The organism is Sulfurimonas sp. NW7, assembly GCF_051132265.1.
GTDB lineage: Bacteria > Campylobacterota > Campylobacteria > Campylobacterales > Sulfurimonadaceae > Sulfurimonas > Sulfurimonas hydrogeniphila.
Genome location: NZ_CP093235.1, coordinates 1,353,958 through 1,371,921 on the forward strand (window position 1 = coordinate 1,353,958; position 17,964 = coordinate 1,371,921).

Below are 17,964 nucleotides of genomic sequence, written 5' to 3' on the forward strand. Positions count from 1 at the left end.
TGTTGCTATAAAATATCTTCTTCACAGATATATCTGATTATCTCTTTTTTCAATTGCTTAAATTCAGCATTTTCTACATTTTCAAGAGTATACAGTAATCTGTCCAGTGATCTGTTTTTTCCCAAATAAGGTACAACTTTTTTCAAAAATTTCTCTTTATCCCCAATACTCTGCAACTCTTTTTTGATCCTTTTTTCTTTGTCCGTTCTTGTAGTATTTTTCAGTACCTGATACATGTAAACTAAAAACAGTGCTGCAAATACTCCCGACAAAAAATAAACTGCTTTTTCCATCATAGTTGTCCTTTCCTTCTTTTTTGTTGTATCTTCAAACACAGCATCTTCCACATGTATCGCAAAAGCCTGTGTTGTTATCTCTTTTACTCTTTGCTCCTTGATGTCAAAATATTCTAAAGAAACAGAGGGAATTGTAAAGTTTTTATCCGAAACAATTTCAAAACTTTTTTGATAAATTTCTTCCTCTCCCTGGTGCAGTTTTTTTGTACTTTTTTCGTATACGGTTGCACCTGCTATACTTATGTTTATATCATCAAAATTATTGATATTGCCCTTGCCCTGCAGAGAGAGTGTGAATTGTACCGGCTGATTTTTTTGGACATATTTGACATTCACACTTGCATGAAGCTCATAAGAACCCATAACAGTAAGATTATTTGGAATTTTTTTCACTTCCAGGTTCAGAGCATTAGAATAAATATTTCGTTTTGCATATTTTGAGCTTGAGAGTTCTATTGTAGCTTTTATGGGATTTAAAACAAAAGTACCGCTTTTTTGGGCTATAATTTCATAGCGAAGCTCTTCGACCCATTCGCCTTTATCGTTTTTATACTCTTTGTCACTGATTTCCTGCAATGCAAAATCATTAAAACGGGGGGTCTCAACACTATAGTCTTCTACATCATCTTTACAGACAAGCCTTACATGTAACAGAAACTTTTCTCCTGCCATCGGCGTTATATTGCTGATGTTCATACTGAGTCTATAATCCGGTGAATGTGTTTGTGTGCGTTTTTTCACCTTTACATGTAAAGGCTGTGTCTTTTCAACCTTGCCGTCAACTTTGATACTAAAAGCAGGTAATGTAACATCTTCGGTCGGTGCCAAAGAGTAAATTTTAGTCACTTTGTCTGCTTTTTTCGCATGAATCAGCGTTGCCTCATGGAAAGTTCTTACATTTTGCACGATATACCCGTCTATATACTCTATCATTGGAAATGTAACATGAAAACCTTTTGCAACCACGCGAAATTCCAAAGTTTCTGTTTTGACAATCTCTTTGGGTGCAGTTGTTTGTACCCATGCATACAGTTCCAAAGGAATACAAAAGAGTAAAAAAATTATACTACCAAGGTTTTTTACTGTCACTGCTGCTCCTTTTTGTCCGGATTTTTTGCAAGAAAACAGGAGTTTTTTGTTTTTGTATTATTTTTATCCATTTTTCTTCCTCTGACAAAACCAGTTTTTGCAGTTTTATCTTGTATTTTGAACTGACTTTATAATCATTATTCATTTGTTCAAGCCTGTTTTTAAAACATACTTTTGCCGTGCCTCTGCTGAAAATCTTTTTGAGTTTTTTTCTTTTTTTAAGCTTCTGTGTAATTATCTGTAAATTCTTTTTTGTCTCATCAAAAACATGCAGTTGCAAAGAATGCTCAAACTGAGACTTTGCCAGTTCCAGTTTCCCTCTTTGTACATAACAGTTGCCGATATTGTGATAAATTTTTGCATTGAACAGTTTATCTTTGCCGAGTGCTTTTTTATAATACTTTATTGCCTGTAAATATTCATGTTTTTTATACAAAGCATTGGCAATATTATAATTAACTGCGCTTGTAGGCTTGAGCTTTTTGTAACATTCTACCGCTTGCTCATACTGCTTTTTTGCATAAAAAGACTTTGCTTTTTGCAGAGTTATAAAATCGAAAACACCCGCATTTACAGGAGTATTTAAAAAAGTCAGCTGCATCAGAGCAAATAACACTGTCAGTTTAACTGTATGCTTTTTTTTCAAGTTCAGTATAAAAACAAAATAGAGAATCAACAGTGCAAGCCCCAAAGGATACATAAACAGTTCCTGATACTGTTTCATATTATATGCATCAGCAGATATCTTTTGCGAACTCTTTTGTATGGCATTGAGAATTTTTTCTATGTCACCCTCTCCCCATTGATACTTTGTATAATACCCATGACTCTTTTGCACCATATTGTTCAAGGCATTATTTTTCCTGGATGCAAAATCAATGACATACAGCCTTAGATGATTTTTTCTAATATATGCAGTTTCATCCACTCTTGTGACATCTTCACCACCGTCACTCAGTAAAATTATATTTTTTGTTTTTTCCGTATGCAGCATTTTTTCACTTGCCTCAAATACTCCAAAGAGATTGGTGTTTGGCTCAAATTTTTGCTTTATCTGAGCGTTTTTAAGCATATAGGCAAGAGCCTGTGTATCTTCACTGAGAGGATAAAGCATATAGCTGTTTTTAGCGAACAGCAGTACCCCTGCATGTAAATGCTCTGCTTTTTCGATGAGTTTTACAAGTTTTTCTTTGGCTAAAGTGAAACGGCTCGGATAAATATCTGATGAGTTCATAGATTCTGAGACATCAAGTGCAATAACAGCCGAGCTGCTCATCTGTTTGATCACCGTATTTTGTTTCAGATATACAGGACGGGCAAGTGCGATTATCATCAAAAATATGACAAGTAAAAAATATCTGTAGCGCATGGAAGCTTGTATTAACTGAGGGTGTAATGTGAGTTGTCTGATCACTGCCTGAGAAAAAACAGTTTCGAGAATATTGTTGCTCTTTTTAAAAGAGAAAACAAAGAGTAATGCAGGAACAACCAAGAGGTACAGTACATAATCATATAAAAAGAACATTTACAACACCCCTCTCGTTTTTACATGTTCTACAAGCAAGATTGCGCACAACAACGAAAACAGAAGAAAATAAAAATATATATGCTCTTCTACATCTAAAGTATTGTACTCAAGTTCACTTTTTTGCAGCCTATCAATGCGTTTGTAGACTTTGAGTAAATCTTTTTTATTTTGCACTTCAAAGTTTTGTGCACCGTTTTTACTGGCAATAACCTTCATCATGTTGCTGTAACTTTTGTCTATGGTTATCGTATAAATTTTTATGCTGTATTTTTTTGCCAGTTTCAGTGCAAATGCAAGCGGAATTTTACTTGCAGAGTCTTCTCCGTCACTCAACAGTATAATGATTTTTGACTTGCTTTTTGCATTTTTCAAAAGCGCTGCAGAAGAGACGAGGGCATCAATCAAAGCTGTGCTTTTACCAATAACCCCCACTTCAATCTTGCCCACGATATTTTTTTGCGCCTCTTTGTCAAAACTCAGAGGAGAGGCTATAGCGGCTGTTGTACCAAAAATGACCAAACCTATTCTGTCGCTCTTTCTCATATCTATAAAACTTTTCACGACCTCTTTTACCACATCCAGTCTGCTTTGTTTGTAATTTTTTTCATTAAAACCATAAGTACTCATAGAACCGCTGGTATCAAGTGCCAACACAATATCAACGGCATTGCTCTTGACTGCTTTTATTTTTTTCACTGCAACAGGATCGCTCAATGCAACAGTCATACATGTAATCATAGCCCATTTTAAAATTTCTCTTGCATAGTGTTTCTTCTTAACATGCGAGAGCAGTTGCAAAAAATGAGGAATATAGAAAGATTCTTTTTCCTGATTGAATAACAAAGTGCTCAAAGCAAACAAAGGAAGCAGCAGCAAAAAAAAGGGATATGTAAAATGAAAGGAATTAAGCATAGAATTCTCTTAGCGTATCTAAAAAATTCTCTATTTCATGAGAGAGCTTTTGCGGTATCTGTAGAGATTTTTGTTGGTATTTATAGAGAAAAAGCTGTGAAATTATATGCTCAAGCTCTTTTTTCTGCTCTTGTGTTTTTGCCAGTTTTCTTCCGTAATAGGTAAAAAGGTAAGCACTTTGTTTGACATTATAAAAATTTGAATGCAGCAGTATTTTCAAATAGCATGTTTCGTCTGTTTTATTTTTTTGCACTCTTTTTTTATAAAAATAAAAGAGTGCAAAAAACAGTATAAAAAAAAGCAGTATAAAAAACACTAACAGATACAAAGAGTTGTCCGGTACTGTTACAGGAGCAAAAATATCATTTATTTCATTCATGTTTTCTCCATAAGACCGATAATTTTTTCAGCCGGATCTTCATCTGTGTAAATTTTCACAAAACGGACTCCTGCTGTTTGCAGTTTTTTATACAGCATCTCATCATTTTGTACTATTTTTTTTCTATAGGAATGGAGCGTTTTTTTGTTAAGGCTTATCTCTGCACTCATACCCAAAGCCGGGTCGGTAATATGCAACTCTCCCAGTTCTGCAGGATTTTCTTCAAAACGGTCACGGACAATAATAAGTACAAGCTCATGTTTCAGACTCAATGCCATCAAATTTAAATCATGCGTATCAAAAAAATCTCCGATTAAGAACAGAATGCTCTTTCTTTGAATTTGTCTGTAAAGAGCCTGTGTACTATACGAATAATCCAATGTTTTTCCAAGGACATCAAAACTGTCAACCTTTTCCAGCAGTCTTCGCACAGCAAAAAGCTGTTTTGTTTTTTGCGTACACAAAAAAAGTGTGTCACTGCAGATATAGCTCTCAAAGGGATTGTTTTGCTTGACACAGCTGTAACTGAGTAATGCACAAATCTGAGTCAGTAAATCTTTTTTCAGTATTTTCGTTCCAAAATGAAGCGAACCGCATAAAAACGGAACAATCACTACGTTGAGTTCTTTTTGCTGATGAAAAACTTTCACATAGGGTTTTGTAGTTTTTGCACTTATAATCCAGTCAATATGCCTTATATCATCTCCGCTTTCATACTCTCTGAGTTCTTGGAAATCATATCCCTCGCCTCTTTTTTTTGAAATATTTTCCCCTGCAATTTTACTAAAGACTTCTCTTTGTGTTTTGATAAGGATTAGTGCAAGTTTTTTATTGGACTCCAAAAGTGTTTTCAGCATGCTGTTACGGTATTTCTATAGATTCTAGGATTGTTTGAATAATATCATCACTGCTTAACCCCTCTGCAATGGCGTCATAACTTAAAATGATACGGTGTCGCAATACATCTTTGATGCTCAGAGCAATATCTATAGGAGAGACAAAATCATTCCCTCTTAAATAGGCTCTTGCTTTGACGGCTTTGAGCATATTTATCGTTGCACGCGGACTTGCTCCAAAAGCTATATATCGTTCCAACGTCTCAAGACCGTATTTTTTCGGATCTCTTGTTGCAAAGATCAGTCTTACTATATAGGTACTCAACTCCTCTTCGATATAAACAGATTTTACCTCTTCTTTCATCTCTTCGAGTTCACTGGCCAAAAGAACCGGTTCAATGGTTTCAAAAGTCTCATTTGCAGCTTTTTGTGCTATTAAATACTCTTCATCTTCTGTGTTATAACCGACAATTACTTTAAACATAAAGCGGTCTAACTGCGCTTCGGGCAAAGTATAAGCGCCCTCCTGCTCAATCGGATTTTGTGTTGCAAGCACCAAAAACGGAGGTTCGATTTTAAAACTTTCATCACCAATTGTAACCTGTCTCTCTTGCATGACTTCCAAGAGTGCCGATTGTACTTTTGCAGGCGCTCTGTTTATTTCATCTGCCAAAAGCAAATTTGTAAAAACCGGACCGTGTTTAATTTTAAACTCTCCGGATTTGACATCATAAATCTCTGCTCCGATAATGTCTGACGGCAGTAAATCAGGAGTAAACTGCACACGTTTAAAATCCAGGCTCAATGCTTTTGACAAGGCATTGACAGCCGTTGTTTTTGCAAGACCAGGAACCCCTTCAAGCAATATATGTCCGTTTGTAATAAGTCCGATAAGCAGAGCATCAATCATATTTTCATGACCGATGACCCCTTTTGCTATTTCTTGTTTTAATAATTTTATCTTGTTTTTCATATATAAAGTGTAGTATTAGTTTGTAAAAGATATGTAAAATATATCTACAAAGGAGTTTTATTATGGACACAGATGAATTTTACCTCACAGACGAAGAAAAAAAAGCACTCAAAGAGATAGCAAAAGCAGCGCTTTATGAAGCTGTTATACATAACCGAAAAATTGCCCTCGATGAAGAGAAAGTACCTCCAAAATTCAAACTGCACCTCGGTGCTTTTGTCACACTTAAAGAAAACGGCAGACTCAGAGGCTGTATAGGACGATTTGAACCGGATGAGCCTCTTTATCAAGTCATTATAGATATGGCAATTTCCGCTTCACGGTATGACACCCGTTTTACCCCTGTCACAAAAGAAGAACTTGACAATATAGAGATTGAAATTTCAGTGCTTACACCGAGAAAAAAAGTCAATTCTGTTGATGATGTCATTGTCGGCAAACATGGAATATATATTGAATACGGTAATAAAAACGGTACCTATTTACCGCAAGTGGCAACAGATATGGGATGGGATAAAGAGCAGTTTGTAAGAAGCTGCTGCATTGAAAAAGCAGGAATTGCACCAGAGCATTGCAAGGATGCAACGCTTTATGTATATGAAGCGATAGTCTTTTAAGACTTCCTTCATCCTCTTTGGGACCTATTTTATTTCAAGCAGCCTTGAAAAATACTCTTGCGGATGTTTACACACAGGACATTTTTTCGGTGGTTTTTTTCCATAATGAACATGCCCGCACACTTCACATATCCATGCTTCTTCTTCATCACTTTCAAACTCATGTCCGGAAGTTAGACGTTCTAAAAGCATTTTATACATTTTTTCATGCTCAATTTCCACTTTGCCAATAGCCGTAAAAAGTACAGCTGCTTCTTTATCACCCTCTTCTTTGGCAATTTTTGCAAAATCAGGATACATATCAGAATTTTCATAATGCTCACCGTTAATGGCATCTTGAAGATTTTCCATTGTCTTGCCAAAACTCTCTTCGCTGTTGTTTTTGAGCCTGTTGTGGAGGGCAAATTCTAATTTTGCATGCTCTTTTTCATTGTTTGCCGCTCTTTGGAAATGGGCAGCTATATCTCGGTAGCCTTCTTTTTGTGCTACTTTTGCATAAAATTCGTATTTGTTTCGGGCTTGAGATTCTCCGGCAAACGCTTTCATAAGATTGACTAAAGTAAGATTTTGCGTAATCATCTCCATTGCCACGCCACAACAATGCAGTTCTCCTCCCCCGACTGCCTGTATTTCTACAATATTTCCACATTTGTTACATCTATACGTTTCATACTTTCTCATAGCAACACCTTTATATTGAAATTTTCCATCATTATTGCACATAGAAACTTAAGGGCAGCTCTCAAAACCCTGATAAATAAAAAACAGACTCTCCATTCAGAACAATATTATTATATTTTCAGTACAATAAATATATTTTTTAATTTTTACAAGGATTTTGACACCATGAGTTTTTTAAAAGAGTACGATGAAGAAGTTTATAACTTGTGCGAAAAAGAGTTAGAGAGACAGACTAACCATCTGGAAATGATAGCAAGTGAAAACTTCACACTTCCGGCAGTAATGGAAGCTATGGGTTCGGTTTTTACAAACAAATATGCTGAAGGGTATCCGGCAAAACGCTACTATGGCGGATGTGAATATGCTGACAGCGTAGAACAGCTGGCTATAGACAGAGCATGTAAACTTTTTGGGTGCAAATATGCAAATGTACAGCCACATTCAGGATCACAGGCAAACGGAGCTGTTTATGCGGCACTTTTAAAAGCAGGTGACAAACTTTTAGGTATGGACCTGAGCCATGGCGGACACTTGACACATGGTTCCAAACCAAGTTTTTCAGGGAAAAACTACTCCAGTTTCACCTATGGTGTTGAACTTGACGGACGTATTAACTATGACAGAGTTTTAGATATCGCTAAAATTGTACAGCCTAAAATCATCGTATGCGGGGCTTCTGCATATGCCCGTGAAATTGATTTTAAGAAATTTCGTGAAATTGCCGATGAAGTCGGTGCAATTCTTTTTGCAGATATCGCACACATTGCAGGTTTGGTAGCCGCAGGTGAGCATCCTAGTCCATTCCCTCATGCACATGTAGTTACAACAACTACACACAAAACACTTGCAGGACCTCGCGGCGGTATGATAATGACAGATGATGAGGATATAGCAAAGAAGATAAACTCTGCTATTTTCCCGGCTCTTCAAGGCGGACCGCTTGTACATGTAATCGCTGCAAAAGCAGTTGGTTTTAAACACAATCTTACACCAGAGTGGAAAGATTATGCGAAACAGGTAAAGAAAAATGCTTCTGTATTGGCTGATGTACTTATGAAACGCGGCTATGATGTCGTAAGCGGCGGAACAGACAATCACTTAGTGCTTGTCAGTTTTGTAGGCAAAGAGATCTCCGGAAAAGATGCTGATGCAGCTCTGGGAAATGCAGGGATCACTGTCAATAAAAACACTGTTCCCGGAGAGACACGAAGTCCTTTCGTAACATCAGGTATTCGTATCGGTTCACCGGCACTTACATCTCGCGGTATGAAAGAAAAAGAGTTTGAACTCATCGCAAATAAAATGGCAGATGTTTTGGATGATATCAACAATACTGAACTTCAGGCAAAAATAAAAGAAGAACTCAAAGAACTTGCACAAAATTTTGTAATATACAACCAACCAACATATTAAGGTTCCCACATGACTGCCATGGATTTAAAACTTATAAAAATGGTAAGTGACCACTACTGGATCAAAAGAGATACGGTAGTGAACAAAATCACCTTTAAAGGGCGTACTTTTTACAATAAATTTGAAAAAGTCAATGCGCCTTTAAACCAGTCTGTGATTAACAAACATATAAAAGGTGAAATAACTGTAGCCCATTCGATTGTGGACAAAAAAGGGATTGTTGAAAATATAGTTATTGATTATAACGGCAGAGATCCTGAAAGATTTTATCACAAAGCACAGCTTCTTTTACGAGAAGAAGGTTTTATTAACTTTACAGCCTATGAAACAAAGACCAAAGGGCATTTGCATCTCTATATTCACAAAGGGCATACAACACTGCAAGAAGCGATACAGCTTGGCAAAATGATCAGTATGAAACTGGCTGCAAAACAGCCAAAGCAGTGGAGAATGTTTCCGACAAATGATTTGCCTGATGAATACAACATTTTGACACTTCCTTATGAAGTCTATGCAAAAGAGAGAGGCGCTTCGTGGTCGAAGCATATGTGATTTTGTTCTTTAGGTTATTTTTGGTATCATAGAACAAATAAAAGATTGAGGGTATAATAGTATGAATGATAAGAATGAACTAAGTGATATTGTCCTGAATAAAAACGGCTCTTCCAGCTCAAATAAAAAAATAATTCTCGCTGTTGCCACATTGGGAATTATTCTCATAGTAGTTGTAATGCTTATGAATTCACTTAATTCCAAGGGGACAGACAACTTACCTCAAGCTATACTGCCGCCGGAACCTCAAGCCAAAACTCTTACACAGGAAACACCTGAAGAACCTCTTTTTGAAGAAGTGGATGTCATACAGGAAAATAATTCTGTTGATGAAGATTTAGATAAAATCGCACAAAAACTCAAACAAGAAAGTAAACAAGAACATAAAACAGTTGCTGCACCACAGAAAAAAGTAGTGACTCAAACCAAAAAAGTGACACAAAAACCCCAGATAAAACAGAAACCTCATGGAACATCAAAGGTAAAGTATTATATACAGGTGGGGTCTTTTTCAAAATATGAACCAAATAAAAAATTCCTAAAATCTATTACGGATTTAGGCTATAAATATAGATATCATAAAGTTACAGTCAATTCAAAAACACTTAACAAAGTATTGATTGGACCATTTAAAACACAAAAAGAAGCAAATAATGCTAAACGTGTTATTCGTGCCAAAATTGAGCCGGGTGCATTTTTAGTAAAATTATAATTTTACAAGGGTAATCTTGATATATTCTAAACAATTTACACAAGATCAGCTGGCACCTATTGCCGTTTATTCAAAACTAAAAGAGTTTTTCAAGGAGGAGGTCTCCTACCTTTTTGAAAGTGCCGGACAGAGTGAGGGAAACTACAGTTTTATCTGTATAGGTGCGAGAGAACGCTTACAGTTTATAGACGACAAAACAGTCTATACAGACAAAAACGGTACAAAACATATTAAAAAAGAAAATCCTTTTTCCTTTTTAAAAGAGTATTATAAAAATATAGATACAGACGAATATAAAAATGCCACAAAAAAACTAAATGTCGGTTATGTGGATGGATTTATCGGCTATATCGGTTATGATATGGTAAAAGTCTTTGAGCCAAAACTTCGATTATTCATGGACAACCTCAAAGACGAATTGAACACTCCGGACTTAGACCTGATTTTACCAAAACTTGTCCTTGTCTATTCCCATAAAAATCATCAGATTACACTTATTTCGACACTCAAAGAGTACAGTGAAAAATTTCAAGCCATTGAAAATGATTTAAAAGGCACATATACTTACAAACACAGAGTCTTCAACATTGGAGAGGACAAAGGAAGCTTTGCCCATACAAAAGAAAAATTCTTTGCCATGATAGACAAATCAAAGGAGATGATTAAAAGCGGTGATGTTTTTCAAATTTTGATGACAAATCGTTTCACCAGACATATAAAAGTGCACCCTTTTAGTTTTTATCGTATTCTTCGTACAAAAAATCCCTCCCCTTATATGTTTTTAATGGAGTATGAAGATTTCAGTATCGTCGGCTCATCGCCTGAAGTTATGGTGAGACTCACAGATACACAATTGCTTCTTCGCCCAATTGCCGGTACAAGAAAACGCGGAACTACAAAACAAAAAGACAAAGAACTTGAAAAAGAACTGCTCGCAGACCCAAAAGAGTTGGCTGAACATTTAATGCTTATAGATCTTGGCAGAAACGATGTCGGCCGGGTTGCCAAAACCGGTACAGTCAAAGTGGAAGATATTATGCATATAGAGCGTTTTTCACATGTTATGCATATTGTTTCTGATGTGGTAGCAACACTCGATGATGACAAAGATATGTTTGATCTGTTTATGGCAACATTTACAGCAGGTACTATGACCGGTGCTCCAAAAATTCGTGCTATGGAACTTATAGCCGAATATGAAGGCTTAAAACGCGGTTTTTACAGCGGCAGTGTCGGATACTTCGGGTTTGACGGAAATATGGACAGTGCAATTGCCATACGGACAGCCCTTGTAAAAGAAGACAAGGTAGTTCTTCAGGCAGGTGCGGGCATAGTCGCAGACAGTATAAAAGAACTGGAGTATCTTGAAGTAAACAATAAACTGGGTGCGCTCATTCACTCACTTGAAGATTTAGATAAAAAAGACTAAAAGAGATACAATGCATAAACTTTTCTCCATCTTTGGAAATCCTGTTTCACACTCCCGCAGTCCTCTGATGCACAACAGCGTTTTCAAAAATCTTAATTACAATGCCTGCTATACACGCACGCTTCTCAAAGATGGCAACAAACTCAAAGAAACCTTTTTTTCTCTGGGCCTGAGCGGTGCCAATGTCACAGTACCACACAAAGAGAGCGCCTATGCTGCCTGTGATGAAGTTCGGGGCTTTGCAAAAAAAATCGGAGTTGTCAATACACTTATAAATGAAAACGGAAAACTTATCGGCTACAATACAGATGCTGATGGCTTTATGTATGCCATAAATGAGTTTAAAAATATACAAAATATTTTGGTACTTGGTGCAGGCGGCACAGCAAAAGCTCTTGTGCAAAAATTTTTAGAAGAAGGTTTACATGTAAGCATACTCAACAGAAGCAAGGCACGCCTTACATACTTTGAAAAACTTGACTGTGAATGTTATACATGGGAAAATTTTCAGCCCAGTCAGTATGACTTGGTTATAAATACAACAAGTGCCGGTCTCAAAGATGAAAATCTGCCTGCACCAAAAGAGATGATTGAAGCTGCTTTGCAAAATACCCACTATGTTGCAGATGCCATATATGGCAGAATTACTCCCTTTTTACAACTTGCCAAGGAAAAAGGTCTTACATGTAAAGACGGTGCAGACATGCTTTTGGGACAGGGAGTTTTGGCAAATGAACTTTTTTGCAACTTTGAACTTGACAAAGAAGCCATAAAAAAAGAGATGCAAAAAAGTTTTCTTTACTAACGAGAAAAGCTAAAACCTATAGAAAGTTTTGTGATATCTTTGTTGTAATCTATTAAAGACTCTACATATCCACTAAAAAGTTTTATATACAGATATGATTTGTCTTTTCGTAAAGGGTAAGAATAAGTCGCTTCAACCGCTCCTCTCATACTGTCTATATTCCCTCGTGCCATCAGACTAAACATATGTTTATTATAAAAATAGGTAAATTTTACCTTTGTATACCCTAAATATTTCATTAAATCAGGATTATCACTTAAATTTGCACTTCCCGGAAAAGGTACCAAAAGTGTTAAGTCTGTAATAAGCGTACTATGTTGCAATCGCAATGTTGTATAAAAATAATTTATACTTTTAGAGAGATTAAAACCATTAAATTCTGGTATATACTCTGTATTCGGCTGTCCGTTTGATTTATGTGCAATAGCAAATTTTAATGATCGCATTTGAAATATTGAGCTTTTGTCACTAATGGGAAAAACAACAAATCCTTCAGGGTTATATAAGTTTTCTCTAAAAGGAGAAGATGTAACATATATCTGCCAAAAAGCCTGTTGCGTATATGCCAAAGAGTATTTTTCCCCTAAACCAAAAATATTTTTAAAAACTTGCAATTGCAAGCTCACTTGGATTTCAGCTTCAAACTTATCATATGGCACAATATCGAGTTTATGATTTATATACTTCTTATTTGCAACACCAAAAGGTAAAAGGTAATTTGCTTTATAGGGACGAAGACCAAAAGAGTTATCAAGCCATTTTTGCATATTCTCTTTTGAAGTATCATTTGCAATATTTTCAATATTTATTTTACTTTTTGTTGCATCAGAGATTTGTTCTGCCTGGAGCACCGTTACTATTAAAATCACATATAAAAATAATCTCATCTACACCCTTACTCTATCTTCTAACGCTCTCGTTAATGAAAGCAAATCTATATTTTCCAAACTGACTCCTGTCGGGACACCCTGTGCTATTTTAGAAAAATTCAAATCATATATACCAAGTTTGTCTTCTATATACAGAATGACGGCATCATTTGCTATTGAGGGCGTAAGCGCAAACAACACTTCTCTTATTCCATTTTGTACAATAGTTTCCAGATGTGTCATACTTAACTCTTCGAGTGATTCCAAAACAAAATATTTTCCGTCAAACAGGCCATTTTCTTCCAAAAGCAAAATATCTTTAGCATTTTCAACTATGCACAATAAAGATGTGTCGCGTGTCTCGTCACAGCAGATATGACACAGTTCATCTTCGCTCATGCCACCACACTCTTTGCATTTTTTCAGACTCCCCAGGGCATCTTCAATAGCATGTGCTATTTTCATCCCTGCAAATGTATCATTCATAATCATATGATACGCCAGTCTTGTCGCCGACTTTTTTCCTATACTCGGCAATTCACCGAGTGCATCAACAAGCCTGTTAAATTTTTCCAAGGAGCTGTTCATTCATTCACTTCTTTTTTATTTGGCATAAATAGCCATAACTGCAATGGTGATTGTAGTTTTCCGGCAATTTTCAATGCATCCTCTCCACTGCCTAAAAACAGATCTGCCCGTACAGGACCTTTGACAGCCCCACCCGTATCTTGGGCAAAAACGATATTATTAAATTTTTCTTTTCCGAAACTTGATGACAAGTATAGCATATTTCCCAACGAAATATATTTTTTATCAACTGCAATAGAACTTTTCTCTCGAAGTTGTAACCCTAATGCACCTGTTGCACCTTTGTCTCTTTTTGTAAAAAAGACAAAAGAGGGATTGTAATCAAGTATTTCATCGATCTGAGAGGGATGTTCCTCCAACCATTTACGGATACTCTGCAAAGAGATGTTTTGCAAAGAAATTTCTCCTTTTTGCACCAAATACTTTCCTATTGATTTATATTTATAGCCATTTTGGTTTTCATATCCTATATACATCGTCGAATTATCATCCAGAATCACCTTTCCTGAACCCTGTACCTGTAGAAAAAATCTGTCTATTTTAGAATCACAGTAGCAAATGACCGAAGCATTTAAATCATGAAGCTTTGCTTCTTTGCGGCTGTAATAAGGAACCAGTCTGTTATTTTGTATCTTTCCTCGAAGCCTGTAGTTTTTGAGTTCGGGATATATAGAACTCAGATCGACAACAACCAGATCCTTCGGTGTTGCATAAATCGGATATTTGTAGGTATCGCTTTTATGAAAAGAACCGTGTATCCGTGCTTCATAGTACCCGGTTAACAAGCCCTCTTTATTTCCACTTTTATCAGCTATTGAGTAAGGGGTGAAGTTATTAAGCAAAAACTGTTTTGCATCTGTTACATGTAAGGCTTTTTGACATAAATTTTTATAGATTTTTTGTCCCTGTGTACTTTTACAGTTATTTGTAAAATTATTTAAGAATTCATCATAATTTTGTTCTTGAAATCCGGGAAGTTTTGAAAAAGATGTTTTGGTAAAATTTACATTTTTTATTTTGCTTGGCTGTGGCGACTGTGTATGTTTGTTGCACCCTAAAAAAAGTGTCATCATCAGGAAAAAAAGAGTTGTTTGTTTCATAAACAGTATTATATCATCTAATTATTTTTTTTTAAACTACAAAATGGGTATAATTTCAAAAAAATATTTAAATAGGATTTTATTATAATGGAACACTTAAGCTATTATGAGATTTTAGAAGTATCACAAAATGCAGATAAGGCAACTATCAAAAAAGCTTACCGAACTTTGGCAAAAAAATATCATCCGGATAAAAACTCTGGGGATAAAGAGGCAGAACACAAATTTAAGCTTATTAATGAAGCCTATCAGTGTTTGAGCAATGACCAGCAACGCAGTATTTATGACCGTTATGGCAAGGAAGGTCTCCAGGGAATGGGCGGCGGCAGTCGATCTTCTTCAAGTTTTGATGATTTGGGGTCTATGTTCGAAGAGATGTTCAGCGGATTTGGCGGCGGACGCACAAGACGCCAAAATCCTGCCGATATGGACAAATATCCGCTTGACATGAATGTCGATATTGTTATTGACTTTAACGAGGCTGTATTTGGCTGTGAAAAAGAGATAAAATACACCTATAAAAAAGCCTGTGAATCATGTAAAGGTACAGGAGCAAAAGACGGCAAACTCTCAACATGTCCGCAGTGTAAAGGACAGGGGCAAATCTATATGAAACAGGGCTTTATGACCTTTTCTCAAACCTGTCCGGTATGTAACGGAACAGGTACCTCAGCAACAGACAAATGTAGAAAATGCCATGGCAAGGGTTATGAAGAGGTAAAAGAGACTATTACCATCTCTGTGCCAAAAGGTATTGACAGCGGGAACCGCTTACGCGTTTCAGGAAAAGGAAATATCGGCAAAAAAGGAAACCGTGGCGATCTTTATGTAACATTTGAAGTCAAACCTGACAAACATTTTATAAGAGATGACAACGATGTATATATTGAAATTCCGGTATTTTTCACGCAAGCTGTTAAAGGAGACACCCTGACAATACCTTCTTTAACAGGCGAACTTGAACTAAAACTTGACATCGGAACAAAAGACAAACAACGGTATGTCTTTAGAGGTGAAGGGATAGAAGATGTCCATGGACACGGGAAAGGTGATTTAATCGCTGTGATCAACATCCAGTATCCTAAAAAACTGACTGATGAACAAAAAGAGCTTTTAGACAAAATTCAAGACTCTTTTGGCATAGAATCAAAACCTCATGAAGGTATTTTGGATTCAGTGATAGACAAAATGAAAAACTGGTTTAAGTAACCCTTATGAATAAAACACGCCTTAAAAATCAACTCTCATCACTGGCTCTTTCCATGTTTAGAAAAGATTTTTTTGGCATATATCACGGTTCAATATCTTCCAAAACAGACAAAAGCCGCTTTATCATCAACACAAAAGAGGCTATATTTGACAACATCAATGAAGAGAGTCTTATAGAGTTGTCTTTCAAACAGGACTACAGATGGAAACAGGCAAGTATAGACGCCAATATTCACCAAGGTATCTATTCGCATATTTCAGAAGCAAAATTTATATGCTTCAGTATGCCACAATTCACTACAGCCTATTCACTTGAACATAACATTATCATTCCAAAAGATTATTTTGGATATACAGAGATAGGCTTGGTGGAAATAATCGATCCCAAACAATTTGAAGACTGGTATGAAAGAGCACAAAGTGAAATTATTTTGTATTTTCAAACAAAAAAGACAAATCTGATGGTGATTCGCGGATATGGGGTCTATGCATACAGCAGAGATATTCATGAAATGGCAAAAAAACTTGCCATTTTGGAAAAAAGCTGTCGCTTACTCATGTTAGGTGATTCGTGCAACTCTCTTTGTGATTATGACTAAAGCCCTGTTATGGCTTCATATGCCACATCCATCATAGTATCTATCTCTTCCTTAGTTATCACATAAGGCGGCATAAAATAGACTATGTGTCCAAGCGGACGCAGCAAAACACCATGTTCAAGCCCATATTCATATACTTTTAGCCCTATTCTCTCTTTAGCATCATAGCCTTTGAGTTCCACAACGCCAACCATCCCTGTCTGCCTGATTTGTTCTACATTCGGCAATTCTAAAAACCTTTGGAGTTTTTGTGACATATAGTCTGCAAGCTCTCTGTTCTTTTCAATAATATTTTGATTTTCAAAAATATCAAGTGTTGCATTTGCAGCGGCACAGGCTAAGGCATTCCCTGTATAGGAATGAGAATGCAAAAAAGCTTTATGCTCATTATAGTCACAGTAAAATTTTGCATATATGTTATTGGAAGTCAGAACCACAGAAAGCGGTAAATATCCGCCGGTCAAGCCTTTTGAAAGAATCAGGAAATCAGGGGATATTCCTGCTTTTTCACAGGCAAAAAGTTCTCCTGTTCTTCCAAAACCGACCATTACCTCATCGGCTATAAGATGAATATCATATTTTGTACATATTTCCCGAACAAGTACCAGATACTTTGCATGATACATATGCATATAGCCTGCACCCTGTATAAGAGGTTCTAATATCAAGGCACTGATTTGTGATGCTTTTTCCTGACACAGTTCTTCAAACTTCTGCGCTGCTTCTACAGCTGCCGTCTCACTCATGTCAACAGGGACAGGTGTTTGAATTGTTTTGATCAAAAGAGGCTCATAGGTCTCTTTGTAAAGTTTCACATCTCCGACACTCAAAGCACCTATGGTTTCTCCATGGTATGAATTGCTTAAAGAAACAAAAAGAGACTTTTTCTTTCCGTCGTTATAATGAGCATGATAACTCATCTTCAAGGCAAGCTCAACAGCAGATGAACCGTTATCTGAGTAAAAACACTTATCCAGGTTAGCCGGTGTTAGTTTTACAAGACGCTCAGAAAGCCTTATAACCGGTTCATGCGTAAAACCTGCCAATATAACATGTTCCAAAGTATCAAGCTGTTCTTTTATTTTTGAATTAATATATTCATTCGTATGTCCAAACATATTTACCCACCAGGAGCTGATAGCATCTATATACCTGTTTCCCTCAAAATCTTCCAGATAAATACCGTGTGCTTTTTTAATCGGAATAAGCGGCAGCGTTTCGTGGTCTTTCATTTGTGTACACGGATGCCAAAGGACATCCAGATCTCTGTTTTTCAATTCATTGTTTTTCATGGGCAAATTATACCTTTTATTTTCTCTCTTTATCAAGTTTTAATACGAATTTACATAGAATATCAAACAATATCACAAACAAGGT

At 36.3% G+C, this 17,964-nt stretch carries 19 protein-coding genes; 8 read left to right on the forward strand and 11 right to left on the reverse strand.

Translation table 11 applies throughout. From position 1 onward, the window contains the following. Positions 1-5: 5 nt before the first annotated feature. From MLC35_RS07070 to MLC35_RS07095, 6 genes are read right to left on the reverse strand one after another with little or no spacing between them, the layout of a single operon-like run. Positions 6-1,385, reverse strand: a complete 1,380-nt coding sequence (locus MLC35_RS07070) for a BatD family protein (protein WP_434636348.1) — start codon at positions 1,383-1,385, stop codon at positions 6-8. After that, positions 1,363-2,910, reverse strand: a complete 1,548-nt coding sequence (locus MLC35_RS07075) for a vWA domain-containing protein (protein ID WP_434636351.1) — start codon at positions 2,908-2,910, stop codon at positions 1,363-1,365. The genes MLC35_RS07070 and MLC35_RS07075 overlap by 23 nt, the downstream gene beginning before the upstream one ends. Continuing rightward, positions 2,911-3,825, reverse strand: a complete 915-nt coding sequence (locus MLC35_RS07080) for a vWA domain-containing protein (RefSeq protein WP_434636354.1) — start codon at positions 3,823-3,825, stop codon at positions 2,911-2,913. Continuing rightward, complete coding sequence (locus MLC35_RS07085; RefSeq protein WP_151900124.1) at positions 3,818-4,204, reverse strand: hypothetical protein; 387 nt, start codon at positions 4,202-4,204, stop codon at positions 3,818-3,820. Before MLC35_RS07085 ends, MLC35_RS07080 begins: the two co-directional genes overlap by 8 nt. After that, a complete protein-coding gene (locus MLC35_RS07090) occupies positions 4,201-5,061 on the reverse strand; it encodes a DUF58 domain-containing protein (RefSeq protein ID WP_434636356.1) in 861 nt (286 codons plus the stop codon). The genes MLC35_RS07085 and MLC35_RS07090 overlap by 4 nt, the downstream gene beginning before the upstream one ends. Positions 5,062-5,065: 4 nt before the next feature. Next, positions 5,066-6,013, reverse strand: coding sequence for an AAA family ATPase (locus MLC35_RS07095; RefSeq protein ID WP_434636358.1), 948 nt, complete (start codon positions 6,011-6,013; stop codon positions 5,066-5,068). A 62-nt stretch (positions 6,014-6,075) separates the two neighbouring features. On the opposite strand from MLC35_RS07095, the gene amrA reads away from it, so the two are divergent. Then, a complete protein-coding gene (gene amrA, locus MLC35_RS07100) occupies positions 6,076-6,630 on the forward strand; it encodes an AmmeMemoRadiSam system protein A (protein WP_151900121.1) in 555 nt (184 codons plus the stop codon). Positions 6,631-6,654: 24 nt separating this feature from the next. On the opposite strand, the gene MLC35_RS07105 is transcribed toward amrA, so the two are convergent. Beyond that, on the reverse strand, positions 6,655-7,311 hold the full coding sequence (locus MLC35_RS07105) for a ferritin family protein (protein ID WP_434579890.1): 657 nt from the start codon (positions 7,309-7,311) through the stop codon (positions 6,655-6,657). Between the two features lie 165 nt (positions 7,312-7,476). Here MLC35_RS07105 and MLC35_RS07110 point away from each other — a divergent pair, with 165 nt between their 5' ends. The 5 genes from MLC35_RS07110 to MLC35_RS07130 all read left to right on the forward strand — a co-directional run bounded on the left by MLC35_RS07110 (position 7,477) and on the right by MLC35_RS07130 (position 12,222). Next, complete coding sequence (locus MLC35_RS07110) at positions 7,477-8,724, forward strand: serine hydroxymethyltransferase (RefSeq protein WP_151900119.1); 1,248 nt, start codon at positions 7,477-7,479, stop codon at positions 8,722-8,724. Between the two features lie 9 nt (positions 8,725-8,733). Continuing rightward, positions 8,734-9,276, forward strand: coding sequence for a DUF1882 domain-containing protein (locus MLC35_RS07115; protein ID WP_151900118.1), 543 nt, complete (start codon positions 8,734-8,736; stop codon positions 9,274-9,276). A gap of 61 nt (positions 9,277-9,337) precedes the next feature. Further along, positions 9,338-9,988: an SPOR domain-containing protein gene (locus tag MLC35_RS07120; RefSeq protein ID WP_434636360.1), complete on the forward strand. Its 651-nt coding sequence runs from the start codon at positions 9,338-9,340 to the stop codon at positions 9,986-9,988. 16 nt (positions 9,989-10,004) lie between these two features. Continuing rightward, positions 10,005-11,417 carry an anthranilate synthase component I family protein gene (locus tag MLC35_RS07125; RefSeq protein WP_434579894.1) on the forward strand — a complete coding sequence of 471 codons (1,413 nt, stop codon included), beginning with the start codon at positions 10,005-10,007 and terminating at the stop codon, positions 11,415-11,417. Positions 11,418-11,427: 10 nt separating this feature from the next. Next, complete coding sequence (locus MLC35_RS07130; RefSeq protein WP_434579895.1) at positions 11,428-12,222, forward strand: shikimate dehydrogenase; 795 nt, start codon at positions 11,428-11,430, stop codon at positions 12,220-12,222. Here MLC35_RS07130 and MLC35_RS07135 read toward each other — a convergent pair. Genes MLC35_RS07135 through mltA form a run of 3 tightly spaced genes read right to left on the reverse strand, consistent with a single transcriptional unit; the run spans position 12,219 to position 14,779 of the window. Beyond that, entirely contained in the window at positions 12,219-13,109 is an 891-nt protein-coding gene (locus MLC35_RS07135) for a phospholipase A (protein ID WP_434636362.1), read from the reverse strand. The two genes, MLC35_RS07130 and MLC35_RS07135, sit on opposite strands and share 4 nt — an antisense overlap. After that, entirely contained in the window at positions 13,110-13,679 is a 570-nt protein-coding gene (gene recR, locus MLC35_RS07140; protein WP_151900113.1) for a recombination mediator RecR, read from the reverse strand. It abuts the gene before it with no gap. Continuing rightward, positions 13,676-14,779 carry a murein transglycosylase A gene (mltA, locus tag MLC35_RS07145; RefSeq protein ID WP_434579898.1) on the reverse strand — a complete coding sequence of 368 codons (1,104 nt, stop codon included), beginning with the start codon at positions 14,777-14,779 and terminating at the stop codon, positions 13,676-13,678. The genes recR and mltA overlap by 4 nt, the downstream gene beginning before the upstream one ends. Before the next feature lie 87 nt (positions 14,780-14,866). On the opposite strand from mltA, the gene dnaJ reads away from it, so the two are divergent. Together dnaJ and MLC35_RS07155 are read left to right on the forward strand one after the other, a co-directional pair. Beyond that, positions 14,867-15,988 carry a molecular chaperone DnaJ gene (gene dnaJ, locus MLC35_RS07150; protein ID WP_151900112.1) on the forward strand — a complete coding sequence of 374 codons (1,122 nt, stop codon included), beginning with the start codon at positions 14,867-14,869 and terminating at the stop codon, positions 15,986-15,988. A 5-nt stretch (positions 15,989-15,993) separates the two neighbouring features. Then, on the forward strand, positions 15,994-16,587 hold the full coding sequence (locus tag MLC35_RS07155; protein WP_151900111.1) for a class II aldolase and adducin N-terminal domain-containing protein: 594 nt from the start codon (positions 15,994-15,996) through the stop codon (positions 16,585-16,587). On the opposite strand, the gene MLC35_RS07160 is transcribed toward MLC35_RS07155, so the two are convergent. Further along, entirely contained in the window at positions 16,584-17,879 is a 1,296-nt protein-coding gene (locus MLC35_RS07160; protein WP_346388874.1) for an adenosylmethionine--8-amino-7-oxononanoate transaminase, read from the reverse strand. The genes MLC35_RS07155 and MLC35_RS07160 overlap by 4 nt on opposite strands. Positions 17,880-17,964 lie beyond the last annotated feature (85 nt).